The following is a 26,199-nucleotide window of genomic DNA, read 5'->3' as shown; positions in this document are numbered from 1 at the left end:
GTTTTTCTGGTAAGCCTATATACAAGAATATATAAAAAAATACTTTTAAGCCGAGAGAAATAGTTTTGAAAATTAGTACATCCTGTCATACTAGGCGCCATTCTGTTGAACTTTGAGGTAAGACACGTGATTTCTGTCGGAATTGTTGGTGGAACTGGTTATACAGGCGTTGAGTTATTGCGCTTATTGCTTCGACATCCGCAAGTTACGGTTCGTGTATTAACTTCTCGTACTGAAGCAGGAAAGCGCGTTGCAGATATGTTCCCGAGTTTAAGAGGGCATACTGACCTTGAGTTTTCAGATCTTAATGAAGATGTATTAAAGCAATGTGATGTTGTATTTTTTGCGACACCGCATGGTGTTGCGATGAAATATGCAAAAGGATTAGTCGCTGCCGGAGTGAAAGTGATTGATCTGGCGGCCGATTTTCGTCTTCAAAACTTAGAGCAGTTTGAAAAATGGTATGGACTGGAGCATGAGTGTCCAGAGATACTTAAAGATTCAGTATATGGGTTGTCTGAACTTAATCGTGAAAAAATCAAGACAGCCAAAGTTGTTGGCAACCCAGGCTGTTACCCAACAACTGTCCAATTAGGTTTAGCACCTTTACTACAAGCAGATGTGGCTTTAATCAAACCTGAAAATATTATTATTGATGCTAAGTCTGGAGTTTCTGGTGCGGGGCGCAAAGCAAGTCTGGGTATGATTTACTCAGAAAATGCCGATAACTTTAAAGCTTATGGTGTGGCTGGTCATCGTCATCACCCTGAAATTGTAGAAGCGCTTGAACATATTTCTGGACAAAAAGGTGTCTTTGATCAAATTATTTTTGTGCCTCATTTGGTGCCTATGATTCGCGGCATGCTCAGTACAATTTATATCGATTTGACTGAAGAAGGTGCAAATAGTGATCTTCAATCTTTATATGAGATATATTACGCCAATGAAAAATTTGTAGATGTTATGCCTGCAAATAGCTCGCCAGAAACACGCAGTGTTCGTGGCGCTAACGAGTTACGTATTGCGCTGTATAAACCACAACCAAATAAATTAGTTATCTTGTCTGTGCAAGATAATCTGGTGAAAGGTGCAGCAGGTCAGGCCGTACAAAATATGAATCTCATGTTTAATCTTGATGAAGATACAGGATTAACGGGAATTGGTTTATTACCATAATGACGTTTTAAGACTTCACACACATTTCAATTTCGATTTAAATGTGTGTTGAGTTCTATCTTTAAATCGAGACGACGATGCAAGACAATGAACACATGGCAACATTGCCAGATCAATCTTCGCCGAAGAAGCCTTTTTTGAAGACTAATTTGCCTTTGGTGATTGCTTCGGTTGTATTAATTGCGGGAAGTTTTACCGTCGGTTATACGGTAGGTAATCGTCAAGGTTTGACTGTGGTGGGGTATGATGCCGATGCTGCCCAGTTGGTTGAAGTTGTGCAGAAACAAAAAACATCATTAGATTCTGTCAATAAAAGCCTAAATGCGGCGGTTCAAGAGCGAGATGTTGCTGTTGATAATGCCAATAATTTGTATCAGGCGCTGACGCAAGCCAAAAACGACAATGCCCAGATGATGAATATGAGTGCATTTTATCGTGAAGTACTGCGCTTAAGAGGTGGTATGGCCCTTACCATCCAGAATATTGCAGTCAAACCATTGCCTGAAAATGCCTATGAATATCAGCTTGATCTGGTTCAGGTCAGTCCAGGCAAGCAACGTGCAATCGGCTCAGTTGAATTGCGTCTGATTCAAGGAACTGAAGTTCTCGTCATCCCGATGACAGATAAAAGCTTTAATTTCTATGATTATGAGCGTTTAACAGGACGCTGGACCATGCCAAAAGGATTTACACCACAGTTTATAGAGGTGCGTTTAACTCAAAATGGTACACCTGTGGTCAAGCGCTTTAGCTGGCAAAGGGGTAAGCCTGTGGAAACATCTTCTGCGTTTGTAGGAGAAATTCCACAAGCTGAATCAAATGCAAATTAATCGTGAACATAAGAGTCTATGCGAACATACAAGCGTCAAATTAGTTTAAGTGAAGTCAAAGCATCCTTTTATCAGACAGGGTATGTTGATTGGCATATCAATCCACGCTTGGGTGATTCGCAATCTGATGAGCCAGAGGGCGATATTGCGGTTCAAACAGCCCCTCCAGAATTAAAGCGTCCTCCACTTTATGCAGTAGTATTACTGAATGACGATTACACCCCAATGGACTTTGTAATTGAAATTTTACAACAATACTTTGCATTAAATCTTGACCAAGCTACTCAAGTAATGCTAACAGTACATTATGAGGGAAAAGGTGTAGCTGGCGTCTATCCACGAGACATTGCGGAAACAAAAGCGAACCAAGTAAACAACTATGCTCGGTCTCAAGGTCATCCATTACTTTGTCAGATTGAGCCCAAAGATTAAGGGGGTCGTATGCTCAGTCGTCAATTAGAAGTGTCCTTACGTTTGGCTGTAAGCATGGCTCGTCAAAAAAGGCACGAATTTCTTACTGTAGAACATTTGTTGCTGGCTTTGCTCGATAATGATTCGGCTGTCAATGCGCTTAAAGCGTGTGGTGCTGATATTGTTTCATTACGTAAAGAATTAGAAGAATACGTCGAACAACATACACCAAAACTTGGAGAGAATAGCGAACAAGCGCCGCATCCTACCGAAAGTTTTGACCGTATCTTGCAAAGAGCCATTTTCCATGTGCAATCAAGCGGTGGTGATCGTACCGTAGAAGGTGCAGATGTTTTAGTTGCAATGTACTCTGAGCGTGACTCGTTTGCTGTATATCTACTTAAACGCCATCAGATCAATCGTCTTACACTGACACAGTATCTTTCCCATGGCACACGTAAAGAAGATGTGCAGTCAGAAGAAGAAGTTGAAGACATTGAAGGTGAGTCTTCATCCTCATCGAATGCTGGGCCTTTGGAGCAGTTCACCCTAAATCTGAATAATGAAGCGCTAAAAGGTAAAACTGATCCTTTGATCGGGCGTGAAAAAGAAATTGAGCGCACAGCGCAAATTCTATGCCGTCGTCGCAAAAACAATCCATTGCTCGTGGGAGATCCAGGCGTTGGTAAAACTTCTATTGCAGAAGGTTTGGCATGGCTAATTGTAAATGGCAAGGCACCTAAGCCTCTTGCCCATGCAGAAGTCTATAGCCTTGATATTGGTGCACTGGTTGCAGGTACAAAATATCGTGGTGATTTTGAAAAACGTTTAAAGCAGCTTCTTAACGCATTGAAGAAAAATCCAAATGCGATCTTATTTATCGATGAGATTCACATGATTATTGGTGCAGGCTCAAGTATGGGCAGTACCATGGATGCTTCGAACTTGATTAAACCTGCGCTAGCGAATGGTACGTTGCGTTGCATTGGTTCTACCACATTTCAAGAATATCGTCAGGTATTTGAAAAAGACCATGCTTTGTCACGCCGTTTTCAAAAGATCGATGTGAATGAGCCAAGTATTACCGAGACAATCGAAATTTTACGTGGACTCAAAACCAAATTTGAAGATTTTCACCATGTGGAATATGACGATAAAGCGCTAGTTGCCGCAGTGGAATTGTCTTCCAAATTTATCAATGATCGTTTCTTGCCCGATAAGGCGATTGATGTGATTGATGAAGCAGGTGCTCAGCGTCGTTTGAAAGCTGAAAAAGATGGTAGTTTGATTACGACTGAAAATATTGAAGATATCGTGTCTAAAATTGCGCGCATCCCACCAAAAACAGTATCTAAAGATGACAAGGCGGTGCTTGAATATCTTGAACGTGATCTCAAGCGCGTTGTATTTGGTCAGGATGAAGCGATTACAGCCTTGGCTTCGGCGATCAAGTTATCTCGGGCTGGTTTGAAAGCTCCAGATAAGCCTGTAGGTAATTTTGTTTTTGCTGGGCCAACAGGCGTAGGTAAAACAGAGGTGACCAAGCAGCTTGCCAAGTTGTTGGGCGTAGAATTGGTACGTTTTGACATGTCTGAATACATGGAGCGCCATGCAGTATCTCGTTTGATTGGTGCGCCTCCTGGTTATGTTGGATATGATCAAGGTGGCTTATTGACGGATGCGATTCATAAGAATCCACATTGTGTCTTATTGCTTGATGAGATTGAAAAGGCGCATCCAGATGTATTTAACTTGTTATTGCAGGTGATGGATCATGGTGCCTTGACCGATAATAACGGTCGTAAGTCTGATTTTAGGAATGTTATTATTGTATTGACAACCAATATTGGTGCTGAAAGCATTTCAAGAACCAGCATTGGTTTTACCGAGCAAGACAATAGTAACGACAATCAGGAAGCAATGAAACGCGCATTCTCGCCAGAGTTTCGCAACCGTCTGGATGGCGTGATTCAATTCAAATCGCTTCCAAATGCTGTCATTGAGTCAGTGGTTGATAAATTCCTGACAGAGTTACAAGCACAATTGGATGATAAAAAGGTGGTGCTTGAAGTCGATCAATCTGCACGTGATTGGTTGTCTGCCAATGGTTATGATCGCCTCATGGGGGCACGTCCAATGCAGCGTCTGATTCAAGAGCATTTGAAAAAGCCTTTGGCCGAAATGATTTTATTCGGTGAGCTTGCAGATCATGGTGGCAATGTGGCTGTCTCTGTGAAGAAAGAAGATGGTAAAGAGGTGGGGCTACAGCTTTCCGTCTTTGAGGATCAAACAGCTGAGCCTGCTTAATTTATGTTAGATGACATTTCAATAACCCGAATACTGAGTGTATTCGGGTTATTTATATTGACTGCGCTTGCTGAAATTCTGGGCTGTTATTTTCCTTATCTAATATTAAAAGAAGGCAAAACCCATTGGTTGTGGTTGCCAGCCATTATTAGTTTGGCAGTTTTTGTGTGGTTATTGACTTTGCATCCAGCTGCATCTGGACGAATTTATGCTGCCTACGGTGGTATTTATATCTTTACTGCATTGATGTGGCTGCGTTTTATTGATCAAGTGACATTAACACGTTGGGATATTTGGGGTGGGACTGTTGTATTGCTAGGAGCTGCCTTGATTATTTTGCAACCTCAAGGGCTGTTAAAATAAGCTCAAATAATCTTGGTTTCTTTAAGCCATTGCATCATTAAAGCCGGCCACTGTGTGGTAGTTGTTCCTTTCTTACCTAATCCCCAGCCGTGCCCACCATCAGGGAATAAAATCATTTGATTGATCACATGATTCTTATCTAGAGCCTGATGTAGCAGAATGCTATTTTTAACTGATGAGACTGGATCATCTTTGGCATGAGCAATAAAAGTGGGTGGTGTTTCGGGGGTGACAAGAAGTTGAACTGAAAGGGCTTGTTGATCTGCCAGCGAAGAGTGTATACCGAGTAAGCTTTTATAGGCATGTGTATGGTTAAGTGGAGGTATCATGCTAATCACTGGGTAAATTAAAATGCTAAAATTTGGACGTGAGGATATGGTATCGATTGCATCAGTAGGCGGATAATATGGAGTTTTCCATGTCGTTGAAAGTATTCCAGCCAAATGTCCACCAGCAGAAAACCCAATGATGCCTATTTTATCTGAATCGTAGCCGTAAAATTTTGATTGTGAGCGGATAATACACATCGCTCGTTGACCATCTTGAAATGGCACTAAAGGACTTGTCCATCCTTCTTGGGGGAGTCGATAAACGAGCTCAAACACAGTAAATCCTTGTTTTTGTAGATATTTTGAAGTGGGTGTTCCTTCATGTCCAAGTTCTTCATGTGCATAACCGCCGCCACTAATCACTAAAATTGCAGCGTGATTCTGTTGATATGTAGGGCGGTATATATGCAGGCGTGGTGTTGAAACTCTCGTAATTGATCCTGTTTTTGAGAGTTGTTCGTTTTGAATAATATCAGCAGAATTAGGAACGACGTGGTGATCCCATAAAATAATATCGGATGGGTGGCCATAACAAGGATGTAAACAGGTCAATATGAAAAGTGATATAAACATTTTTATTTTCATATTTTCTCATTTTATAAAATGATCTATTTAGACTTAATGTATCAGTAAACTTCGTATGAATATATTGATTTTGGATTATTATAAAGACGTTATGAAATAAAAAAGCCCATAGTGCTTGGCTAGGGGCTTTTTAAAATGTTTAAAAAGATTTTAGGCTCTTTTGGCATTTTCATTTAATAAAAATTCCATCAATGCTTTCTGTGCATGGAGCCGATTTTCTGCTTCATCCCAAACCACGGAGTTCTTGTGATCTAGCATATTTTCAGAGATTTCTTCACCGCGATGTGCAGGAAGGCAATGCATGAATAAGCATTCAGGATGTGCAAGCGCCATTAATGCTTCATTTACTTGAAAGGTTAAAAATGCTTTTTCACGTAACTTTTGCTCTTCTTCCTGTCCCATACTTGCCCATACGTCAGTGACAATTAGGTCAGCATTTACAGCTGCATCTTCAGCGCTATTGAAGACTTCCACGCAATGCGCAAACTCTGCAAGAAATTCAGGCTTTGGTTCATAGCCTTTTGGAGAGCCAACTTTAAGCTTGAAACCCATCATGTGTGCAGCTTCCATATAGGAGTTGCACATATTATTCCCATCGCCAATCCATGCCACAGTTTTACCTTTAATGCTACCACGATGCTCTTGATAGGTTTGCAGGTCGGCAAGAAGCTGACAGGGGTGATGATCATCGGTTAAACCATTAATCACTGGAACTTTAGAGAATGAAGCAAAACGTTCAACAATATTATGTCCAAAAGTGCGGATCATGACAATATCAAGCATACTGGAGATTACACGAGCAGAATCTTCAATCGGTTCGCCACGGCCAAGTTGAGTATCACGAGGAGAAAGAAAAATGGCACTTCCTCCAAATTGGCATATTCCAGCTTCGAATGAAATACGAGTACGTGTGCTCGATTTTTCAAAAATCATTCCTAATACTTTGCCTTTAAATGGCTGGTATACTTGATTAGCATGTTGCTGACGTTTAAGTTCGCTTGCTCGATCAAGGATGGAATTGAGTTCCAAAGAAGAGAGGTCTCGTAAAGTGAGAAAATGCCGTAGAGCCATGGTTACTCCACAATAATTGTTTTACAACAATTAGTTGTTGGTTGATGAACGAAAAAAACAATCGATTAATATACTATATGTCAAAGAAAATGCAAAAAAATCAGCTTACTTTGTGTGCGTTTAAAAAAAGATCAACACAATATTCGATATGTTCAACCACTTCATCATTATCTATAGTAGTTGGCACCCCCATAAGAATTTTCCATTCAATATTTCTAAGGATGCCAAAAAACATCATGGCTGAATTATAAGGTTTCTGGCATTGGATTTTACCTAAAAGTGTGGCCTGTTCTAATGCATGAGCAATCGTTTTTTGTACATGCTCTGGACCTTTTTGGTGTAAATATAAGGCTAAATCAGGATTTCGTTGGGATTGTTCAATGATGAGGCGCATAAAAGCTGCATTTTCATCACAAGTAATTTTTTGGTAAAAGCCAATTAAAGTGTGAATTAAGAAGTTTCGAAGATCATCGCGTTCGCTATCAAATGAGACGCAAATATTTTTGAAAAAGAGTTCGCGTCTATAATCACAGATTGAGGTAAATAAACCTTCTTTACTACCAAAATATTTGTAAATTGATGCCTTAGAGCCACCAGCATAGTTGACAACATCATCTAGTGAAACGGCATCGTAGCCTTTTTCTAGAAACAGTTCAGTCGCACTATTTAGAAGTGCTAACCATCTCTCATGCCCTCGTCGTGTAAGAGGCAATTCGCAACCGGTTGGGCAAAGTGAAGATAAAACTGTTTTAGACATGGAATCAACGAGAACTTGTAACGCTGTCTCGGATTATAACAAATTATAAGGTTTCATGCTTTGCCAGAAAATTTAAGCTGTTTAATATTTTTTTATTGTTGTTAAGTAGAGCATTCTGATGATGAATACTCTACTCATCACGATTACTTAAATTTCACTTTCTTCTTCAGTATCATCTTCTGCGCTGATACCAAGTTCTTTTAATTTCCGAGTAAGTGTATTGCGTCCCCAACCGAGAAGTTCGGCTGCATGACGTTTGCGTCCACGCGTTTGTTGAAGCGCAGCATTGATCAAAGTACGCTCAAACATAGGAGTGGCGATATCCAAAATTTTCATTTCACCATTTTTAAGTTTTTGAATAGCCCATTGTCCAAGTAGCTCATCCCAATGATGCAATGAAATACGATCAAAGCTTGGCGGTGTACCTGTCTGATCCACAGATTTCTGAATTGGAATCTGTTTGAGTTCTGAAGGGAGATCTTCAGGATAGACTTCTCGTCCCGTAATCATTACCGTTAGCCATCGACATGTATTTTCTAGTTGGCGTACATTCCCTGGCCAAGGGAGCTGTTGCATATAATCAGTGGTTTCTGTCCGCAAAATTTTAGGACTTACACCCAGTTCTTTGCCCGCGCGTGCTAGAAAGTGTTGTGCTAGCATTGGGATGTCTTCGCTACGGTGAGCGAGCTTCGGAATATGGATTCGGATCACGTTTAGACGATGGTACAAGTCTTCACGGAATCGGCCTTCATTCACCAGTTTTTCGAGATCTTGATGCGTTGCAGCCACAATTCGAACATCAACCTTAACAGGAATATGTCCACCTACACGATAAAACTCACCATCTGCCAATACACGTAATAAACGTGTTTGTGTTTCAAAAGGCATATCGCCAATTTCATCTAAAAATAATGTGCCGCCATTGGCTTGCTCAAAACGACCCTGACGTTGAGTATTTGCACCAGTAAAAGCACCTTTCTCGTGACCGAACAGTTCAGTTTCAATCAGGTCTTTTGGAATTGCTGCCATGTTGAGCGCGATAAACGGCTTACTGCTGCGCGGAGAATGCTTATGTAAGGCATGCGCAACCAGTTCTTTACCTGTACCTGATTCACCATTAATAAGTACGGTGATATGAGATTGTGATAAACGCCCAATCGCTCTGAATACTTCCTGCATGGCAGGAGATTCACCAATAATTTCAGTTGATTGTGCCGCAGAAGCTGCTTTGGTGGCTTCTTGCTGTTGAAGTTTATTAATATGCAGGATCGCACGATTAACTAAAGCCAGCGCTTCATCAATGTCAAATGGTTTAGGTAAATACTCAAAAGCACCTGTCTGATAGCTAGAGACCGCGGATTCAAGATCTGAGTGAGCAGTCATGATGATGACAGGCAAATCAGGATAGTTATTTTTAACTTTTCCTAGAAAAGTTAAACCATCGATACCTGGCATACGAATATCAGTTAAGATTACGTCTGGTGCATCGTCCAAAAGCTGATCAAGCGCGGATTGTGCCTCTTCGAAACTTGTAACATCAAAGCCTTCTTCTTTAAAGGTTTTTTCCAAGACCCAGCGCATGGCGCGATCATCATCAATTACCCATATTTTATTTCGCGACATGGTCGGACTCCCAAGGTAGATATAAGCTAAAAACTGTTTTTCCTGGAATAGATTGGCACTCAATCATCCCGTTGTGTTGATGCATAATGTTTTGTGCAATACTTAAGCCCAGCCCTGTGCCTTTTGCTCGGCCCGTAACCAATGGATAAAAGACGGATTCTAAAATATCCTCTGGAATACCTGGGCCGTTATCTTCAATATCAATTCGTACAGCTGAGCGGTTAAGTACACCATTGATGGTGACTAGACGCTGGATACGGGTACGGAGCATAAGTTGAGGTTCATGTTCAACAAAAAACTCTTTATTTTCGGTAATGGCTTGGATTGCATTGACACTAATGTTGAGCATGACTTGTATGAGCTGATCTCGATCAGCTTTTACATCGGGTAGAGATAAGTCGTAATCACGAATAATCTTAATTTTCTTCTTGGTCTGATTAACAATCAGTGAACGAACACGTTCCAGAGGTTCATGAATATTCACGTCTTCGCAGCTTGGCAACTGTCTTGAACCGAGCATCGTGTCTGCCAGATTCCTTAGACGATCTACCTCATTGATAATAATGTCTGTGAATTCTGCATATTTCGGATCATTTAGACTACGGGCAAGCAATTGTGTTGCACCACGTATACCACCAAGTGGATTTTTAATCTCGTGTGCTACACCACGGATGAGCTGTCTGGCGACTTGGTGCTGCTGAATAAAATTTTCTTCTTTAGAAATTTTAAGCATTCGATCAATTGGATTGAGTTCGATCAATAACAGCGGGTGGTAAGGTTTGCCTGTGTTGAGTTGAGAAACGGTATAATCTACATGAATGTCTTTGAAGTTCACATTAATAGTGGCTTCACGACGTGTATAATGCTGACTGGACTTAAGTGTATTAAGTAAGGCTTCGTGGGTGTTAAAGGTATCGTTTGGAGCATGCAGTAGATTGATTACAGGCTGTCCAGATGCACGAAGTAAACTGATGTCAAATAATGCTTCACAGGATGAATTAAGATAAAAAATGTTCAAGTTACTATCGACCAGTAAAATGGCAGTAGTCATGTTATCTACGAGTAGTCGATAGTCGATAGTCGGTTGTTGATCCATTAGCGGAAGGTTCCTGTTTTAAAATAGCGCAATGGCATCTGATTTAACAAAATCTATCCCTGTTATGGGACATATGAGAAGCAAAATACACGCCAACTTTGAGAAATAGCGCAGTGCTGTATTTTTTTGAATTAAAAATGTGCTAAATAATGAGGGCTTGAATTTTTTTTAATCATAATAGTGCTTAAATAAATATATTAAGTATTATTTTGGTGCATTGAAACCAATATGTAAAATATTTGGCTGTATTTTGGTGCATTATGCAATCCTTATGGAATCCACCTGTTTTTCTTTCCAGAAACATCATACAATACGCGGATTCTAGTGGAGTGCAGATTCATGAAGTCCCCCAAAGTCGGTTTTGTATCTTTAGGTTGTCCTAAGGCATTGGTCGATTCTGAACGAATTTTAACTCAGTTGCGTACTGAAGGTTATCAAGTTGCATCAGATTACGATGGTGCTGATCTAGTTGTGGTTAATACCTGTGGTTTTATTGAATCTGCGGTACAAGAATCATTAGATGCAATCGGCGAAGCCATGAGTGAAAATGGCCGTGTGATTGTGACAGGATGTTTAGGTAAAGATGAAGATAAAATTCGTCAGATGCATCCGAATGTTTTAAAAGTGACGGGTGCCGCAGCGTACCAAGATGTTATGGAAGCTGTTCATGAATATGTACCAGCGCCGCCTAGACATAATCCTTTTGTTGATCTGGTTCCTGAACAGGGTATTCGATTGACACCGAAGCATTATGCTTATTTGAAGATTTCGGAAGGGTGTAACCATCGCTGTACATTTTGTATTATTCCAAGCATGCGCGGTGATTTAGTATCACGTCCAGTTGGCTCGGTACTCGAAGAAGCAGCAGCGCTGAAGCGAGCGGGCGTTAAAGAAGTATTGGTGATTTCTCAGGATACTTCTGCGTATGGGGTGGATACCAAATACAAGCTTGATTTCTGGAATGGTCAGCCAGTAAAAACCAAATTCTATGATATGTGTGAGGCATTAGGTCAGCTCGGTATCTGGGTGCGGTTGCATTATGTGTATCCTTATCCGCATGTAGATGCTGTGATCGATTTAATGGCTCAAGGCAAAATTCTTCCATACCTTGATATTCCTTTTCAGCATGCCAGTCCGCGCATCTTAAAATTGATGAAGCGACCAGCCCATAGTGAAAATACATTAGATCGCATTAAGGTTTGGCGTGAAAAATGTCCAAATCTTGTGATTCGCTCAACTTTTGTGGTTGGCTTCCCTGGTGAAACAGAAGAAGATTTTCAGATTTTGCTTGAATGGCTCAAAGAAGCTCAGCTTGATCGTGTAGGTTGCTTTACTTATTCACCTGTAGAGGGTGCAACAGCAAATGACTTGCCAGATCATGTGTCTGAAGAGGTTAAGCAAGAACGTTATGAACGTTTTATGCAGGTTCAGCAGGAAATTTCGGCAGCCAGGTTACAAAAACGTATTGGTCAAACCATGACTGTTCTGGTGGATAGCCTCGAAGATGAGTATCCTGTTGCAGTTGCACGTTCTTATGCAGATGCGCCAGAAATCGATGGTAATGTATTTGTAGAGGATATAGATAAATCACTTGTACAGCCAGGTCAGTTGCTCGAAGTAGAAATTACTGATGCTGACGAATATGATTTGTTTGCCAAACTGATTCAGATCAAGACCGCCTAGGCAGTCGTTTTAAACAGAATTCAATTTAAACATCGCATTTTGGAGCGTAATTATGGCTGAAACTAACAGTCCTCGTTATTCACGAATTTTGTTAAAGCTGTCTGGTGAAGCTTTGTCTGGTAACAAAGACATGGGAATCGATGCTCAAGTACTGGACCAGATGTCTTTATCGATTGCTCATCTTGTTGGTTTGGGTGTGCAGGTCGGTATTGTTGTGGGTGGCGGTAACTTGTACCGTGGTAGCCAATTGCAAAAAGATGGTCTGGTTGGTCGTGTAACAGGCGACCAAATGGGTATGCTTGCAACAGTCATGAATGGTTTGGCGATGCGTGATGCATTGGTGCGTCGTAATATTAAAACACGTCTCATGTCTGCATTATCGATTGGAACTGTAGTTGAGCCTTACTCAAGTCGTGATGCGATTCGTTATTTGAGCCAGGGTGAAGTATGTGTGTTTGTGGCTGGGACAGGTAATCCGTTCTTTACCACAGATACAGCAGCATGCTTGCGCGGAATTGAAATTGAAGCAAACCTCATTCTTAAGGCAACAAAAGTAGATGGTGTTTACAATAAGGATCCAAGCAAATACGATGATGCTGTTAAGTATGACAACTTAACCTTTGATCAGGTACTTGATGAAAAGTTAGGTGTAATGGATTTGACTGCAATTTGCTTGTGTCGTGACCATAATGTGCCATTGCAAGTGTTTGATATGAATAAACCTGGCGCATTGTTATCTGTCATTATGGGCGAAAAAGAGGGTACACACGTCACTAAATAATGACGTGTAACTCAAAGCTCTTTATACTACCCCACTAATTTAGTTTTACACCTTTGAATGAATAAGTAAGGAAGATCATATGATTAACGATCTCAAGAAAGACAGCGAACAGCGTATGCAAAAGACTCTAGAGTCTCTAGAGCAGGGTTTTGCGAAAGTTCGTACAGGCCGTGCACACCCATCTATATTAAATGGTGTTATGGTTCCTTACTATGGTTCAGATGTGCCGTTGAATCAGGTTGCAAACGTAGGTATAGAAGATTCGCGTACCTTGGTGGTGCAGCCATTTGAGCGCACAATGGTTTCGGCAATTGATAAAGCGATTCGTGAAAGTGACTTGGGATTAAACCCTATTACGGCTGATTCTATTCGTGTGCCATTACCTGCACTTACTGAAGAAACACGTCGTGATATGCAAAAAGTTGCACGTTCTGAAGCTGAAAATGCAAAAGTTGCGATTCGTAATATTCGTCGTGATGTTTTAGGTGATCTTAAAAGCTTGTTGAAAGATAAAGAAATCTCTGAAGATGATGAGCGTCGTGCAGGTGATGATATTCAAAAAATTACCGATAAATATGTTGCTGAAGTAGACAAGCGCTTAGCAGCAAAAGAAGCAGAACTGATGAAGGTCTAATTTGATGACCCTGTCTGAAGAAAGTCATCTTCCAAAACATGTTGCCATCATTATGGATGGCAACAATCGTTTTGCTAAAAAAAATCAGATGCAAAAAGGAGATGGGCACCGTGAAGGGAAAAACAGCTTAGATCCGATTGTTGAACATTGTTGTACTCGAGGTGTTCAGGCGCTTACAGTTTTTGCTTTTTCCAGTGAAAATTGGAATCGTCCAGCTTTTGAGGTTGATCTATTAATGAAATTGCTTGAAGAGGCAATTCATGAACAATTACCTCGAATGAGAAAGTTCAATATTGCCCTGCGTTTCATTGGTGATCGTTCAAAATTGTCAGAACATCTAACAGATTTGATGACTCACGCCGAAAATGAAACTGCTCATTTCACAAGTATGACTTTAACTATCGCAATCAGTTATGGTGGCATGTGGGATATCACTGATGCTGCGAAGCAAATCGCGAAAGATGTCAGTGATGGAATTGTAGATATAGAGCAAATCGATACACATTTATTTGGCCGATATGTAAGTTTGAATCAACTTCCTCCCGTCGATCTGTTAATTCGTACAGGTGGTGATTATCGCTTATCTAACTTTTTGCTTTGGCAAGCAGCTTATGCTGAGCTGTATTTTACTGAAACTTTGTGGCCTGAGTTTTCAATAGATGAGTTTGACCATGCTTTAGCAGTGTTTGCTGGACGCGAACGCCGTTTTGGAAAAACTTCAGAGCAAATCCAACAAGATAAAATTGAGAATTAATAATGTTAGAGCGGATTGTAACCGCGTTGGTGTTAGTAGCAGTTGTTTTAATTTGTATGTTTGCTACCCAATCGCATTATCCAATGTTTGGATTAATGATTTTAGCAGCGGGAGTTGCTGGGTATGAGTGGTTTAAGCTTATGCCAAGGGAAACAAAAACAATTTTTAAGCCTAAAGCGTGGGCTTATGGCATTCTGGTTGCGATTGTTGCCGCGCTAGCATTATTCTATAGTGATGTTGCATTGTTGCTATGGTCTGCATCTATACTCACTTGGCTGGTCAGTGGTTTCTGGGTTAAGTCTTATCCTGAACATGATAATTGGTATAATTCTACGTTATATATTGTAGGACTGATTTTAGTTAGTGCTGCGGTTACCGCGATATTTGAGGTTTGGCAGACATCTCCATGGTGGCTAATGTATCTGTTCTTATTGGTATGGGGAGCAGATAGCGGGGCTTATTTCGTCGGGCGTAAATTTGGCAAGAACAAGCTCGCACCTACAGTGAGCCCTAACAAATCTGTAGAGGGTTTAATTGGTGGAGTGGTCGTTACTACAATCTTGATCATCGTGGTAGAAACGATCTATCTTGATTTAACAATCTCACAGCATATTTTATTTCTCCTGTTATCTCTGCTTACTGTATTTTCTTCTGTATTAGGTGATCTGTTTGAGTCAATGGTCAAGCGTCGCGCTGGCATTAAAGATTCTGGGCGCATTTTACCAGGTCATGGTGGTGTGCTGGATCGTATTGACTCATTATTGGCTGCGGCTCCTGTATTTGCGGCAGGAATCTACTTATTGAAACTCATTGGTGTAGATTTATAAATGACACAATCTGTTTGTATATTGGGTGTAACGGGTTCAATCGGACAAAGCACTTTAAAAGTTTTAGCGCAGCATCCAGATAAGTATTCGATTTACGCCATTACTGCGCATAGTCGGATTCAAGAACTCGTTGAAATATGCAAACAATTTAAGCCTAAGCGGGTGGTTGTACCTGATGAGCATATAGATCAATTGAGACAGTTGCTTTTACAAGCTGGGCTAGCTGATATTGATATTTTATCTGGTACTACAGGTCTTGTTTCTGTTGCTCAGGATGAGGCTGTTGATGTGGTTATGGCTGCTATTGTGGGGGCAGCTGGGTTATTGCCTACATTGGCCGCTGTAAAAGCGGGTAAGCGAGTATTATTGGCAAATAAAGAAGCTTTGGTAATGTCTGGTAATATCATGATGCAGGCTGCACGTGATCATCAAGCATTATTATTGCCTGTAGATTCGGAACACAATGCAATATTTCAATCATTGCCAAGTAATTATTTGACACTCGAAAATACTGGTCAACCACAGCTAGGTGTATCAAGGATTTTACTCACCGCATCTGGGGGCCCATTTTTGGATTATCCTCTAGAACAGCTAAGCGAAGTGACGCCCCAACAAGCATGTAAGCATCCAAATTGGTCTATGGGGCAAAAAATCTCAGTTGATTCTGCAACTTTAATGAATAAGGGGCTGGAGTTAATAGAAGCGTGTCATTTGTTTTCAATTTCAGAACATTTTGTTACAGTTGTGGTGCATCCACAAAGTATCATTCATTCAATGGTTCAATATATTGATGGTTCTACATTGGCACAAATGGGAAATCCAGACATGTGTACACCGATTGCACATGCATTAGCATGGCCTGATCGTTTACAAACACATGTTCCTGCTTTAGATTTATTTACACATACACATCTTGATTTTAGAGAACCTGATACAAATAAATTTCCAGCATTAAATCTTGCAAGACAAGCAATGCGCGCAGGCGGCTTAAGTCCGTGTATACTTAATGCGGCCAATGAAATTGCGGTGGATGCATTTTTGAAGCTACAAATAAAATTTACCGTAATCCCAGAAGTGATTGAGCATGTGTTGAATCACGTGCAAAATGATACAGCAGTAAATATAGAGCAAGTTTTAGAAACCGATATGATTGCAAGACAGATTGCGCATCAATATGTAAATCAGATACGAGGCTAATGAGATGAATGTTTTATATATCGTCATCGCTGCAATTTTGCTGCTCGGACCTCTGATTGCAATTCATGAATTCGGTCATTATTGGGTTGCCAGAAAACTAGGCGTAAAAGTCTTGGTTTATTCAATTGGTTTCGGTCCTACTTTACTGAAATGGACATCGAAAAAATCAGGCATACAATATCAATTATCTGCTCTACCTTTGGGTGGTTATGTCAAGATGCTGGATGAGCGTGAGGGAAATGTAGCCGAGGCTGATCTTCCTTATGCATTTAATCGACAGTCTCCCTGGAAACGTATTGCAATCGTGGCTGCGGGCCCATTGATTAATCTTTTTTTTGCAGTGTTTTTATTTTGGATACTTTTTTTGCCCACACAAGAGCAATTAAATACGCGTATAGGGAAAGTTTTACCTGATACGGTAGCTGCGCAAGCAGGTTTGCAGGTGGGAGACAAAGTTACCTCGATTGATGGCAAAGAAACGCCAACATGGGAGCGTTTAAATTTTGCTTTAGTTGGTCGAGCTGGTGAGACTGGGAGTATTCAAGTTACTGTCGATCATCAGGGGCAAGATAAAGCTGTTCAACTGCCAATTCATGATTTTTTAAAGAATCAGAGCCAATCGGCTCTTGATGTATTGGGATTTCTACCGTATCGTCCTGCTATGCCAGCCGTCATTCATCAATTAAGTGAAGATGGTGCAGCAATTCGCCAGGGTATGAAAGTAGGTGATCATATTTTGGCTGTAGATGGCGTAAAGATGAACGATTGGTTCGATGTCGTCGATATAGTGCAAAAATCACCTGAGAAATTGCTTAATATAGATGTGTTGCGTAATGGTCAACTTGTTCATTTACAGGTTATGCCTCAAGGTAAACGGGATAATATGGGGAATGTGACAGGAATGCTTGGAGTACAAAGTAATCCAGGTAAAATGACTGTTCCAGCTGAATACAAGCAGCTAATCCAATATAATCCGATTCAAGCTTTAGGAATGGCCACTGACAAGACAGTTCAAATTTCTGGTATGATATTGAATTCCATTGTAAAAATGGTTCGTGGTTTGATTGGTTTGGAAAATTTATCTGGACCTATTACCATTGCGAAAGTCGCAGGTCAAAGTGCAGAGATGGGGTGGCAAACATTTATTTCATTTATGGCTTTAATGAGTGTAAGCCTTGGGATTCTTAATTTGCTACCGATCCCGATGCTGGATGGAGGGCATTTGGTTTATTACTTTATCGAGGCCATTCGCGGTAAACCTGTTTCCGAACAAATACAGATGTTCGGCTTAAAAATTGGTATGGTACTGCTCGGTAGCATGATGCTTTTAGCGCTTTTTAATGATTTTATGCGTCTATAAACGCTGATATGGAAAAATTAACTTACTGGAAAAAACTGGCATGCGGCACACACATTTATTAATGCCTTTGGCACTTGTTAGTGCTATGGCAGCGGTACAACAAGCATATGCAGCAAATGGTTTCATTGCACGCGAAGTAAAAATAGAAGGCTTAGTCCGACTTACTCCTTCAAATGTTTACAATATGTTGCCGATTAACAGTGGGGATCGTGTTGATGATCCAACGATTGCCGATGCCATTCGTACATTGTATGCAACGGGTCTTTTCGACGACATCAAAACGTATAAGCAAAATGATGTTCTAATTTTTAGAGTTGTCGAACGTCCTGTTATTTCGAAAATTGAATTTAAAGGAAATAAACTCATTCCCAAAGAAGCCTTGACTGAAGGCTTAAAGAAAATGGGTGTGGTTGAAGGTGATGTGCTAAAAAGCTCAGCACTTCAAACAATTGAAACTGAGCTTGAGCAGCAGTATGCACAGCAAGGCCGTTACGATGCAGACATTAAAGTTGAAACCGTTGCTCAGCCAAATAACCGCGTTGAATTAAAGCTCAACTTTTATGAAGGAAAACCTGCAAAAGTTGTTGAGATTAATTTAATTGGCAACACAGTATTTAGTGACGATGATATTAAGCAAGCTTTCGCAATTAAAGAAAGTGGTTGGTCATCTATTGTTACACGCAACGATCGCTATGCTCGTGAAAAGATGGCGGCAAGTCTTGAGTCATTACGTGCACTTTATTTAAACAAAGGTTATATCAATTTTAATATTAACAACTCTCAGTTGAACATTAGCGAAGACAAAAAACATATTTTTGTTGAAGTTTCTGTGGATGAAGGTAGTCAGTTTAAATTTGGTCAAACCAAGTTCTTGGGAGACGCGCTTTATAAGCCTCAAGAGCTCGAAGCATTAAAAATTTATAAAGACGGTGATACTTATTCACAAGAAAAAGTAAATGCAGTCAAGCAATTGCTTCTTCGTAAATATGGAAATGCTGGTTATTACTTTGCTGAAGTTAATGTTGTTCCGCAAATCAATAATGAAACTGGATTAGTAGACTTAAACTACTACATTAATCCAGGTCAGCAAGTCAAAGTGCGTCGTATTAACATTGTTGGTAATACAAAAACTGCTGATGATGTATTACGTCGTGAAATGCGCCAGATGGAAGGTGCATTGGCAAGTAATGAAAAAATTGACTTGTCAAAAATTCGCCTTGAACGTACAGGTTTCTTTAAAACAGTTGATATTAAGCCAGTTCGTGTACCTAACTCGACTGATGAAGTTGACTTAAACGTAAATGTTGAAGAACAGCATTCTGGATCAACGACCTTAGCCGTAGGTTATTCTGAAAGTGGTGGTATCACTTTTCAGGCTGGTTTGAGTCAAACCAACTTGCTTGGAACAGGTAATCGTTTCTCTCTTGATTTAACTCGTTCTGAAACTCAAGATTATTACAATCTGAGTGTAACTGACCCTTACTTTACTATTGACGGCGTAAGTCGTGGATATAATGTCTATTATCGTAAAACTAAACTGAGTAGCAGCTATACAGTTAATAACTACGTAACTGACAGTTTTGGTGGCAATTTATCATTTGGCTATCCAATTGATGAAAATCAAAGTTTAAGTGCTTCACTTGGTATTGATTCCACAAAAGTGAAAACAGGTCCATATGTATCTACCTATGTTCGTGACTATTTATTAGCGAATGGCGGCAAAGCAACAGGTACATCAACCTACTGTAGTACAAATACTTTAGATACAGATGGGAACTGTACGGGTACTCTAATACCGTATAATTCACAATTCGAAGGTGACTACTTAACGTATATCCTGAACCTAGGATGGTCTTATAATACGCTAAACAGACCTTTACTTCCGACGTCGGGTACTTCTCATCGTGTTAATCTCGAAGTTGGATTACCTGGCAGTGATGTTGAATATCAAAAACTGTCGTATGATGCTCAGGCTTATTTCCCGTTAGGTAAAGACTTTGTATTGAGAGGATATGGTAAGTTAGGTTATGGCAATGATTTACCTTTCTATAAAAACTTCTTCGCAGGTGGTTATGGTTCGGTCCGTGGTTACGAAAGTAGCACATTGGGGCCACGTTACCCTGGTGTAACTTACCAAGAATCTGGCACGACAGATTATTCATGGGAATCTGTTGGTGGTAATGCTTTAGTACAATTTGGTACAGAGTTGGCATTACCAGTGCCATTTAAAGGTGATTGGGCACGCCAATTTAGACCTGTATTATTTGCTGAAGGTGGTCAAGTTTTTGACACAAAATGTGACCTTCCAACGACTTACAATATTAATGGTGTAAATGCTAAAAAATATTGTGAAGATAATTATGGTTTTGATTTAGGTAATCTACGTTACAGTGTTGGTGTAGGTTTTACTTGGATTACGATGATTGGACCTCTTTCTTTAAGTTATGCATATCCGCTTAACAAGAAAGATGGCGATGAAACTCAATCTATTCAATTTGAAATTGGCCGTACTTTCTAAGTACGGTCTATTTTTATTGTATAAAGTTTCCTGATTTAAGGAATGAATATGAAAAAAATGACTAAATTAATCATGGTATTAGGTATTACTGCATCTGGCCTAAGTCATGCTGCTGGTATTGGCGTAGTGGATTTGGCGCGTGTAGTAGATAACAGTACTTATCTTAAACAGCAAAATGCGTCTTTAAACCAATCGGTTAAACCGACCACTACGCGCCTAGAGCAATTAGGTAAAGAACTTGATGCTCTCAGACAAAAAGCGGAAACCGATGGTCGTAACATGAAAGAAGCTGATATCCAAAAATTAAATCAACAGTATCAGTCTAAATTAAATGAGTTCAACTCGACTCAGCAAGGCTTGCAAACTAAAGTACAAGGTGGTTTGCAAAACATGAATAATACTTTCGAAGCTCGGGTGAAGCAGGCTGCTGAACAATTGCGCAAAGAAAGTAATCTAGATTATGTTTTGAATAAAAATGCAGTGATTGCATCTGATATAAAAGATGATTTAACTGATAAAATGATTCAAAAGGTTAATGCAATTAAATAATTCATGAACATACCCCATTATTCATTGGAAACTTTAGCTCATCTTGTTCAAGGTGAGCTTTTTGGTGATGAGCACTTTAATTTATCTGGATTGGCCAGTCTTGAGCAGGCACAATCTCATCATATTTCATTTGTAAATGGTGAGAAGTATGTTGAGGCTGCGAAACAGAGTAAAGCTGGAGCTTTGATTGTTACATCTGCATTTAAAGATCAATTGCCCGCGAGTCAAAATTACATTGTTGTAAAAAACCCTTATCTTGCTTTCGCACAGCTGACCCATGTTTTTGAAAAAAAAATGACTCAGAGAGGGATTGAGAGTACGGCGAAAATCCATCCATCTGCCATGATAGCAGACAATGCATATATTGGTCATTACGTGATCATAGGTGCGGAATGTGTTGTAGGGGAAAATACAGTCATACTTGCACATAGTTTTTTAGGCGACAACGTAGAAATTGGTCGAGATGGATTTGTCGAGTCAAATGTTAGCTTATTGCAAGGCACAAAAATAAAGGATCGAGTTCGAATTCATGCCAATACAGTGATTGGCAGTGAGGGGTTTGGTTTCGCACCTTATCAAGGTAAGTGGCATAGGATTGTGCAACTGGGTACGGTTCAAATTGGTCACGATGTTCGAATTGGGTCAAATTGTAGTATTGACCGGGGTGCTTTGGATGACACGATTATTGAAGATGATGTAATTATTGATAACCTTGTGCAAATCGCGCATAACGTTCGAATTGGTTCAAATACGGCTATTGCGGCTAAATGTGGAATTGCAGGAAGCACGGTAATTGGCAAAAACTGTATCCTTGCAGGGGCCTGTGGTGTGGTGGGTCATATTACTATCACCGATAATGTGACACTCACAGGAATGTCAATGGTCACAAAAAGTATTTCTGAAGCAGGAACCTATTCTTCAGGAACAGCACTTATGGAAAATAATCAATGGAAACGAACCATTGTTCGCTTTAGACAATTAGCAGATGTGCCATTGACCCAAATCATGAAACGACTCGATCATATACAGACTCAAATTGAGTCTCTTGAATCAACTTTTAAATTGCGTAAATAGAATATGATGACTGAGTCAAACACTCCTGCGTTTACGATCCCTGAATTGCCAATGGACATTCAAAAAATTCGTGAATATTTGCCACATCGCTATCCATTCCTATTGGTTGATCGTGTAGTTGAAGTTGGTGAAAATAATATTGTTGGCTATAAAAACGTTTCGATTAACGAAGAGTTTTTTCAGGGCCATTTTCCTGATTATCCGATTATGCCAGGTGTCTTGATTGTAGAGGCTTTGGCACAAATTTCTGGTATTTTGGGTTTTATTATGAATAATGAAACTCCTAAACCAGGTTCTTTGTTTCTGTTCGCAGGGGCTGAGAAAGTTCGTTTCAAAAAACAAGTGGTTGCTGGTGATCAGCTCGTTTTAAAAGCTGAACTTGTCATGCAAAAACGTGGTATCTACAAATACAATTGTACTGCTACGGTTGATGGTAAAGTCGCTACAACCGCTGAAATTATAGTTTCGCATTTAAGAACAGAGCAGGCATGAGCAATAACGACCTAATTCATTCTACCGCTATTATTGATACATCTGCAGTGATTGCTGCAGATGTTCAGATTGGGCCGTATTGTGTAATTGGTCCCAACGTGACAATTGGGGCTGGCACTAAACTACATTCACATGTTGTTGTTGGTGGTTATACTCGAATTGGTGAGCATAACGAGATTTTTCAGTTTGCTAGTGTTGGGGAGATTTGTCAGGATCTCAAATACAAAGGTGAAGAGACCTGGTTAGAGATTGGAGACTATAATCTTATTCGTGAACATTGCAGTTTGCATCGTGGGACGATACAAGATAACAGTTTAACCAAAATCGGTAGCCATAACTTACTGATGGTCAATACTCATATTGCACATGATTGTGTAATTGGTGATCATAATGTTTTTGCAAATAACGTTGGTATTGCAGGACATGTTCACATTGGTAGCCATGTTGTTGTTGGTGGTAACTCTGGAATTCATCAATTTTGTAAAATAGACTCCTATAGTATGGTTGGTGGCGCTTCTTTAATTTTAAAAGACGTACCAGCCTATGTCATGGTGTCTGGTAATCCTGCACACGCATTTGGTATGAATGTTGAGGGTATGCGTCGTAAAGGCTGGTCGAAAAATGTGATTCAGGCATTACGTGAGGCATATAAGTTAATTTATAAGTCTGGACTTACGACTGAACAGTCGATTCAAAAGATACGTAATGAGATTTTACCGGATATACCTGAAGTTCAATTGTTAATTGATTCTGTTGAACAGTCACAACGTGGAATTGTGCGTTAAATACCTCATAATTAATAAAAAAAGACACCATTTAGGTGTCTTTTTTTGTAGATTAAAATTTATTTAAAGTATTTTACTTCTTCAGATTGAGGATAGGTTTTCAATAATTTCGCTTTTAACTGATTGGCAACTGCGGAATTGTGTTCTACATCTTTGGCAATGCTATATAGCTGGTATAAAGATCGGGGAGCTTTACTTGAGGTAGGGTAGCGCTTAACAACGATATCATAGTTCTTCTTTGCTTCTGTGTAATTCACTGGATCGGTGGCTAAGTTAAATTCAGCTAACCAGAAATAAGCATTTCCAGTGTAAATGCTGTTGGGATGATTTTTAATAAAATTTTGCATCGGTGCAATTGCTTTTTTCGCACCACCTTGTTTATAAGCATCTAATGCAACTGTGTACGCTGCTTTTTCAAGTTCGACTGGATCCTGATGTGTCACATTATCTGTTGAAGCTGGCTGTGAATTGTCTTGAGCTGGTGTAGAGCTTGTGGTTGATGTTACGGTATTTTGAGCCGAAGTAGGATTTGCTTGATCTTGTTGGGTGCTATCCTGAGTTTGGCTGGTGTCTGGATCTAGCTTTTGATTTAAAATCTCTAAACGTTGATCAAGATCTGTATATCGATTTTGTAAATCGTTTTTTAATTTGTCAATTTCATTGTCTTGCTCTTCCAGCTTGCCACGAAGATTACGAATTTCATTTTCAAGTTGCTGATTCTTTTGCATAATTTCCCAATTAATATTTAGTGGGGCAGCAGGCGATGTACCAGGTAAAGATGTTCCTGTATTTTGACTGAGGCCACGGGATTCAATTGGAACATTTGCGTAACTTTGAAAACTAACCAAAAGTAAAATTGTTGCGAAGGGCAAATGCTTTTTTAGCATAAGAGAATTCCATTTAAAAATCGAGAAAGATGCTTTAATTAACTCAGTTTGAAGTATCACTGAGTTTTAATCATCTAATGTTGCCATTAAAGCATTAGAGTACAGAATTGCAATATCCGATTACAATCTTGCAGCATTTTAAAAACGAAATTATTTTAGCAATCATATGTCTTGAGCGAAATGTAGATATGCACAATGATTTGTTGATGAATTAGCCATTTAACATGGAATGGAGAGGAAAATTGGGAATATTACTTGCAAGACATTCAAAAATCTCTATACTCTGTTCTTGCAATGGTAGCCCTGCTGGTGGCTTCGCAATTGTACTCTGTGAACCCCGCCAGGACCGGAAGGTAGCAACGGTAGCAGATCTATAATGTGCCGAGGTTTTGCTAGTAGGGTTACCACCATTTATTCCTCTTCTATTCGATGAATAGCTTTCATAATAATATCCATATCAAATCCACGATATTGTAAGAAGCGTATCTGTTTGGCTTTTAGCTTTGCATCAGTTTCTACATCAGTTCCAAATTTTTTTACTTTAAGTTGATAAGCTTGTTCTAGCCAATCAATATCTTGTATTTCGTCATTAATCAATGCCGTATCTAATTCTTTGTTTTTAAGTGCCTGTTTAATACGATTTGGACCTTTACCTTTACGTAATTGGCTTGATAAAACCAGTTCAGCAACACGTTGATCACTTTGATAGTGTTGATCTGAGAGTTCATCTACCAATTGAATCACTTCGTTTTCATCAACTGCATAAAGCTTAAGTTTTTCGATCAGTTCCGATTTACTATATTCTTTGCGTGTTAGTAATGCGAATGCTAAAGAGCGTAATTTCGTCCCAGATAGCTCCGCACGCGATGTCTGAGTATGCTTAAATATCATCTAGATAGCCTTTCAAATGAAAAAACGCCCATTTGGGCGTTTAATTGGATGCTTAGATTAACTTTCCAGTAAATCTGGTTCTTCTTCAGTTTCATCGTGAGCAGCGGTCTGATCTGATGCCTTAGTCAATAATTGTTCACGGATAACCGCTTCAATTTCTGTAGAAATCTGAGGGTTCTCTTCAAGATAACGAATCACGTTATTCTTACCCTGACCAATTTTATTGCCTTGGTATGAATACCAAGCACCAGCTTTTTGTACAATATTTTGTTGAACTGCAAGATCAACCAATTCGCCAAGTTGATTGACACCCTTGCCATATAAAATTTGGAAGATTGCTTCACGGAAAGGAGGGGCCATTTTATTTTTAACGACTTTGACTTTGGTTTCAGAACCAATGATTTCATCACCTTCTTTAACTTGACCAATACGGCGTATATCTAGACGTACAGATGCATAGAATTTTAGTGCATTACCACCAGTTGTGGTTTCTGGGCTGCCAAACATTACGCCAATTTTCATACGAATCTGGTTAATGAAGATTACCATGCAATTCGAACGTTTAGCATTACCCGTGATTTTACGTAAGGCTTGACTCATTAAGCGGGCTTGTAAACCCATGTGGGAGTCGCCCATTTCACCTTCAATTTCGGCTTTTGGGGTTAATGCTGCTACAGAGTCGACTACAATCAGATCAATCGCACCAGAGCGTACAAGCATATCTGCAATTTCCAGAGCTTGTTCACCATGATCAGGCTGCGATACCAAAAGATTGTCTATGTCTACACCCAGCTTACGGGCATACTGAGGGTCTAATGCATGTTCTGCATCAATAAAAGCACAGGTACCACCTGCTTTCTGACATTGTGCAATTGCTTGCAAAGTCATGGTTGTTTTACCAGAAGATTCAGGACCGTAAATCTCTACAATACGCCCTTTAGGTAAGCCACCAATACCTAATGCAATATCTAGAGTAAGAGAGCCTGTCGAAACGGCTTCAACAGCTTGAACGGTATTATCACCTAAACGCATTACTGTATTTTTGCCAAATTGTTTTTCAATCTGACTTAAAGCAGCTTGTAATGCCTTGCTTTTATTATCATCCATCTTACAACCTCAAAACTGTAATATCACTTTTTCATTCAAAGTGGATGTATTGAATTTCAACCTTGTTCCACCGAAGTATAGTGACAGATTTATTTTCACTATTCTATGTCAA

25 protein-coding genes and 1 other RNA gene are annotated in these 26,199 nt (G+C 39.8%); 18 read left to right on the top strand and 8 right to left on the bottom strand.

Annotated features, from left to right (window positions below):
- Positions 1–126: 126 nt before the first annotated feature.
- From argC to F952_RS08460, 5 genes are all read left to right on the top strand, one after another.
- Entirely contained in the window at positions 127–1,176 is a 1,050-nt protein-coding gene (argC, locus tag F952_RS08480) for an N-acetyl-gamma-glutamyl-phosphate reductase (protein WP_004925705.1), read from the top strand.
- A 77-nt stretch (positions 1,177–1,253) separates the two neighbouring features.
- The gene (locus F952_RS08475) at positions 1,254–2,006 is read left to right on the top strand and encodes a DUF6776 family protein (RefSeq protein ID WP_004925702.1); all 753 of its coding nucleotides are present in this window, start codon (positions 1,254–1,256) and stop codon (positions 2,004–2,006) included.
- An 18-nt stretch (positions 2,007–2,024) separates the two neighbouring features.
- Entirely contained in the window at positions 2,025–2,438 is a 414-nt protein-coding gene (gene clpS, locus F952_RS08470) for an ATP-dependent Clp protease adapter ClpS (RefSeq protein ID WP_004925700.1), read from the top strand.
- A gap of 9 nt (positions 2,439–2,447) precedes the next feature.
- Positions 2,448–4,724, top strand: coding sequence for an ATP-dependent Clp protease ATP-binding subunit ClpA (gene clpA, locus F952_RS08465; protein WP_004925697.1), 2,277 nt, complete (start codon positions 2,448–2,450; stop codon positions 4,722–4,724).
- A gap of 3 nt (positions 4,725–4,727) precedes the next feature.
- The gene (locus F952_RS08460) at positions 4,728–5,087 is read left to right on the top strand and encodes a YnfA family protein (RefSeq protein ID WP_004925694.1); all 360 of its coding nucleotides are present in this window, start codon (positions 4,728–4,730) and stop codon (positions 5,085–5,087) included.
- A gap of 2 nt (positions 5,088–5,089) precedes the next feature.
- Here F952_RS08460 and F952_RS08455 read toward each other — a convergent pair whose 3' ends face one another.
- From F952_RS08455 to glnL, 5 genes are all read right to left on the bottom strand, one after another.
- Positions 5,090–5,989, bottom strand: a complete 900-nt coding sequence (locus F952_RS08455) for an alpha/beta hydrolase (RefSeq protein ID WP_011182271.1) — start codon at positions 5,987–5,989, stop codon at positions 5,090–5,092.
- Positions 5,990–6,151: 162 nt separating this feature from the next.
- Complete coding sequence (argF, locus tag F952_RS08450; RefSeq protein WP_004925687.1) at positions 6,152–7,072, bottom strand: ornithine carbamoyltransferase; 921 nt, start codon at positions 7,070–7,072, stop codon at positions 6,152–6,154.
- A gap of 100 nt (positions 7,073–7,172) precedes the next feature.
- A complete protein-coding gene (locus F952_RS08445; RefSeq protein ID WP_004925686.1) occupies positions 7,173–7,829 on the bottom strand; it encodes a TetR/AcrR family transcriptional regulator in 657 nt (218 codons plus the stop codon).
- A 147-nt stretch (positions 7,830–7,976) separates the two neighbouring features.
- On the bottom strand, positions 7,977–9,452 hold the full coding sequence (gene glnG, locus F952_RS08440) for a nitrogen regulation protein NR(I) (protein ID WP_004925683.1): 1,476 nt from the start codon (positions 9,450–9,452) through the stop codon (positions 7,977–7,979).
- Positions 9,439–10,548 (bottom strand): nitrogen regulation protein NR(II), encoded by a 1,110-nt coding sequence (glnL, locus tag F952_RS08435; protein WP_004925679.1) that lies wholly within the window; start codon positions 10,546–10,548, stop codon positions 9,439–9,441. The genes glnG and glnL overlap by 14 nt, the downstream gene beginning before the upstream one ends.
- Positions 10,549–10,887: 339 nt before the next feature.
- On the opposite strand from glnL, the gene rimO reads away from it, so the two are divergent.
- The 12 genes from rimO to lpxA all read left to right on the top strand — a co-directional run bounded on the left by rimO (position 10,888) and on the right by lpxA (position 23,202).
- The gene (gene rimO, locus F952_RS08430; RefSeq protein ID WP_004925675.1) at positions 10,888–12,231 is read left to right on the top strand and encodes a 30S ribosomal protein S12 methylthiotransferase RimO; all 1,344 of its coding nucleotides are present in this window, start codon (positions 10,888–10,890) and stop codon (positions 12,229–12,231) included.
- A gap of 52 nt (positions 12,232–12,283) precedes the next feature.
- Positions 12,284–13,012: a UMP kinase gene (gene pyrH / locus F952_RS08425; RefSeq protein WP_004925672.1), complete on the top strand. Its 729-nt coding sequence runs from the start codon at positions 12,284–12,286 to the stop codon at positions 13,010–13,012.
- A 79-nt stretch (positions 13,013–13,091) separates the two neighbouring features.
- Complete coding sequence (gene frr / locus F952_RS08420; protein ID WP_004925669.1) at positions 13,092–13,646, top strand: ribosome recycling factor; 555 nt, start codon at positions 13,092–13,094, stop codon at positions 13,644–13,646.
- Between the two features lie 4 nt (positions 13,647–13,650).
- Positions 13,651–14,400, top strand: a complete 750-nt coding sequence (gene uppS / locus F952_RS08415; protein WP_004925666.1) for a polyprenyl diphosphate synthase — start codon at positions 13,651–13,653, stop codon at positions 14,398–14,400.
- A gap of 2 nt (positions 14,401–14,402) precedes the next feature.
- The gene (locus F952_RS08410) at positions 14,403–15,227 is read left to right on the top strand and encodes a phosphatidate cytidylyltransferase (protein ID WP_004925663.1); all 825 of its coding nucleotides are present in this window, start codon (positions 14,403–14,405) and stop codon (positions 15,225–15,227) included.
- Positions 15,228–16,424 carry a 1-deoxy-D-xylulose-5-phosphate reductoisomerase gene (ispC, locus tag F952_RS08405; RefSeq protein WP_004925661.1) on the top strand — a complete coding sequence of 399 codons (1,197 nt, stop codon included), beginning with the start codon at positions 15,228–15,230 and terminating at the stop codon, positions 16,422–16,424.
- Between the two features lie 4 nt (positions 16,425–16,428).
- Positions 16,429–17,784, top strand: a complete 1,356-nt coding sequence (gene rseP, locus F952_RS08400; protein WP_004925658.1) for an RIP metalloprotease RseP — start codon at positions 16,429–16,431, stop codon at positions 17,782–17,784.
- A 40-nt stretch (positions 17,785–17,824) separates the two neighbouring features.
- A complete protein-coding gene (gene bamA, locus F952_RS08395; protein WP_004925656.1) occupies positions 17,825–20,302 on the top strand; it encodes an outer membrane protein assembly factor BamA in 2,478 nt (825 codons plus the stop codon).
- Positions 20,303–20,350: 48 nt separating this feature from the next.
- Positions 20,351–20,851 (top strand): OmpH/Skp family outer membrane protein, encoded by a 501-nt coding sequence (locus F952_RS08390; protein WP_004925653.1) that lies wholly within the window; start codon positions 20,351–20,353, stop codon positions 20,849–20,851.
- A gap of 3 nt (positions 20,852–20,854) precedes the next feature.
- Entirely contained in the window at positions 20,855–21,925 is a 1,071-nt protein-coding gene (gene lpxD / locus F952_RS08385) for a UDP-3-O-(3-hydroxymyristoyl)glucosamine N-acyltransferase (protein WP_004925651.1), read from the top strand.
- A gap of 6 nt (positions 21,926–21,931) precedes the next feature.
- Positions 21,932–22,417, top strand: a complete 486-nt coding sequence (gene fabZ / locus F952_RS08380) for a 3-hydroxyacyl-ACP dehydratase FabZ (RefSeq protein WP_026056961.1) — start codon at positions 21,932–21,934, stop codon at positions 22,415–22,417.
- The gene (gene lpxA / locus F952_RS08375; RefSeq protein ID WP_004925646.1) at positions 22,414–23,202 is read left to right on the top strand and encodes an acyl-ACP--UDP-N-acetylglucosamine O-acyltransferase; all 789 of its coding nucleotides are present in this window, start codon (positions 22,414–22,416) and stop codon (positions 23,200–23,202) included. The genes fabZ and lpxA overlap by 4 nt, the downstream gene beginning before the upstream one ends.
- Positions 23,203–23,261: 59 nt before the next feature.
- Here the strand turns inward: lpxA and F952_RS08370 are convergent, their stop codons facing one another.
- A complete protein-coding gene (locus F952_RS08370) occupies positions 23,262–24,089 on the bottom strand; it encodes a YbgF trimerization domain-containing protein (RefSeq protein WP_004925645.1) in 828 nt (275 codons plus the stop codon).
- A 304-nt stretch (positions 24,090–24,393) separates the two neighbouring features.
- On the opposite strand from F952_RS08370, the gene ffs reads away from it, so the two are divergent.
- Positions 24,394–24,490, top strand: an RNA gene (gene ffs / locus F952_RS16715) — signal recognition particle sRNA small type.
- 10 nt (positions 24,491–24,500) lie between these two features.
- On the opposite strand, the gene F952_RS08365 is transcribed toward ffs, so the two are convergent.
- Together F952_RS08365 and recA are read right to left on the bottom strand one after the other, a co-directional pair.
- Positions 24,501–24,980 (bottom strand): regulatory protein RecX, encoded by a 480-nt coding sequence (locus F952_RS08365; protein ID WP_004925642.1) that lies wholly within the window; start codon positions 24,978–24,980, stop codon positions 24,501–24,503.
- Between the two features lie 57 nt (positions 24,981–25,037).
- On the bottom strand, positions 25,038–26,087 hold the full coding sequence (recA, locus tag F952_RS08360; RefSeq protein WP_004925639.1) for a recombinase RecA: 1,050 nt from the start codon (positions 26,085–26,087) through the stop codon (positions 25,038–25,040).
- Positions 26,088–26,199 lie beyond the last annotated feature (112 nt).

Origin of the sequence: Acinetobacter baylyi DSM 14961 = CIP 107474, from assembly GCF_000368685.1 — a bacterium.
GTDB lineage: Bacteria > Pseudomonadota > Gammaproteobacteria > Pseudomonadales > Moraxellaceae > Acinetobacter > Acinetobacter baylyi.
The sequence above is the reverse complement of the archived record's forward strand: the minus strand, read 5'-3'. Positions and strand labels throughout refer to the sequence as shown.

Bases quoted from the DNA above. Each gene is read 5' to 3' on its own strand.
- F952_RS08475 (WP_004925702.1), top strand. From the start codon at position 1,254: ATGCAAGACAATGAACACATGGCAACATTGCCAGATCAATCTTCGCCG.
- clpS (WP_004925700.1), top strand. From the start codon at position 2,025: ATGCGAACATACAAGCGTCAAATTAGTTTAAGTGAAGTCAAAGCATCC.
- clpA (WP_004925697.1), top strand. From the start codon at position 2,448: ATGCTCAGTCGTCAATTAGAAGTGTCCTTACGTTTGGCTGTAAGCATG.
- F952_RS08460 (WP_004925694.1), top strand. From the start codon at position 4,728: ATGTTAGATGACATTTCAATAACCCGAATACTGAGTGTATTCGGGTTA.
- F952_RS08455 (WP_011182271.1), bottom strand. From the start codon at position 5,989: ATGTTTATATCACTTTTCATATTGACCTGTTTACATCCTTGTTATGGC.
- argF (WP_004925687.1), bottom strand. From the start codon at position 7,072: ATGGCTCTACGGCATTTTCTCACTTTACGAGACCTCTCTTCTTTGGAA.
- F952_RS08445 (WP_004925686.1), bottom strand. From the start codon at position 7,829: ATGTCTAAAACAGTTTTATCTTCACTTTGCCCAACCGGTTGCGAATTG.
- glnG (WP_004925683.1), bottom strand. From the start codon at position 9,452: ATGTCGCGAAATAAAATATGGGTAATTGATGATGATCGCGCCATGCGC.
- glnL (WP_004925679.1), bottom strand. From the start codon at position 10,548: ATGGATCAACAACCGACTATCGACTATCGACTACTCGTAGATAACATG.
- rimO (WP_004925675.1), top strand. From the start codon at position 10,888: ATGAAGTCCCCCAAAGTCGGTTTTGTATCTTTAGGTTGTCCTAAGGCA.
- pyrH (WP_004925672.1), top strand. From the start codon at position 12,284: ATGGCTGAAACTAACAGTCCTCGTTATTCACGAATTTTGTTAAAGCTG.
- frr (WP_004925669.1), top strand. From the start codon at position 13,092: ATGATTAACGATCTCAAGAAAGACAGCGAACAGCGTATGCAAAAGACT.
- uppS (WP_004925666.1), top strand. From the start codon at position 13,651: ATGACCCTGTCTGAAGAAAGTCATCTTCCAAAACATGTTGCCATCATT.
- F952_RS08410 (WP_004925663.1), top strand. From the start codon at position 14,403: ATGTTAGAGCGGATTGTAACCGCGTTGGTGTTAGTAGCAGTTGTTTTA.
- ispC (WP_004925661.1), top strand. From the start codon at position 15,228: ATGACACAATCTGTTTGTATATTGGGTGTAACGGGTTCAATCGGACAA.
- rseP (WP_004925658.1), top strand. From the start codon at position 16,429: ATGAATGTTTTATATATCGTCATCGCTGCAATTTTGCTGCTCGGACCT.
- bamA (WP_004925656.1), top strand. From the start codon at position 17,825: ATGCGGCACACACATTTATTAATGCCTTTGGCACTTGTTAGTGCTATG.
- F952_RS08390 (WP_004925653.1), top strand. From the start codon at position 20,351: ATGAAAAAAATGACTAAATTAATCATGGTATTAGGTATTACTGCATCT.
- lpxD (WP_004925651.1), top strand. From the start codon at position 20,855: ATGAACATACCCCATTATTCATTGGAAACTTTAGCTCATCTTGTTCAA.
- fabZ (WP_026056961.1), top strand. From the start codon at position 21,932: ATGACTGAGTCAAACACTCCTGCGTTTACGATCCCTGAATTGCCAATG.
- lpxA (WP_004925646.1), top strand. From the start codon at position 22,414: ATGAGCAATAACGACCTAATTCATTCTACCGCTATTATTGATACATCT.
- F952_RS08370 (WP_004925645.1), bottom strand. From the start codon at position 24,089: ATGCTAAAAAAGCATTTGCCCTTCGCAACAATTTTACTTTTGGTTAGT.
- F952_RS08365 (WP_004925642.1), bottom strand. From the start codon at position 24,980: ATGATATTTAAGCATACTCAGACATCGCGTGCGGAGCTATCTGGGACG.
- recA (WP_004925639.1), bottom strand. From the start codon at position 26,087: ATGGATGATAATAAAAGCAAGGCATTACAAGCTGCTTTAAGTCAGATT.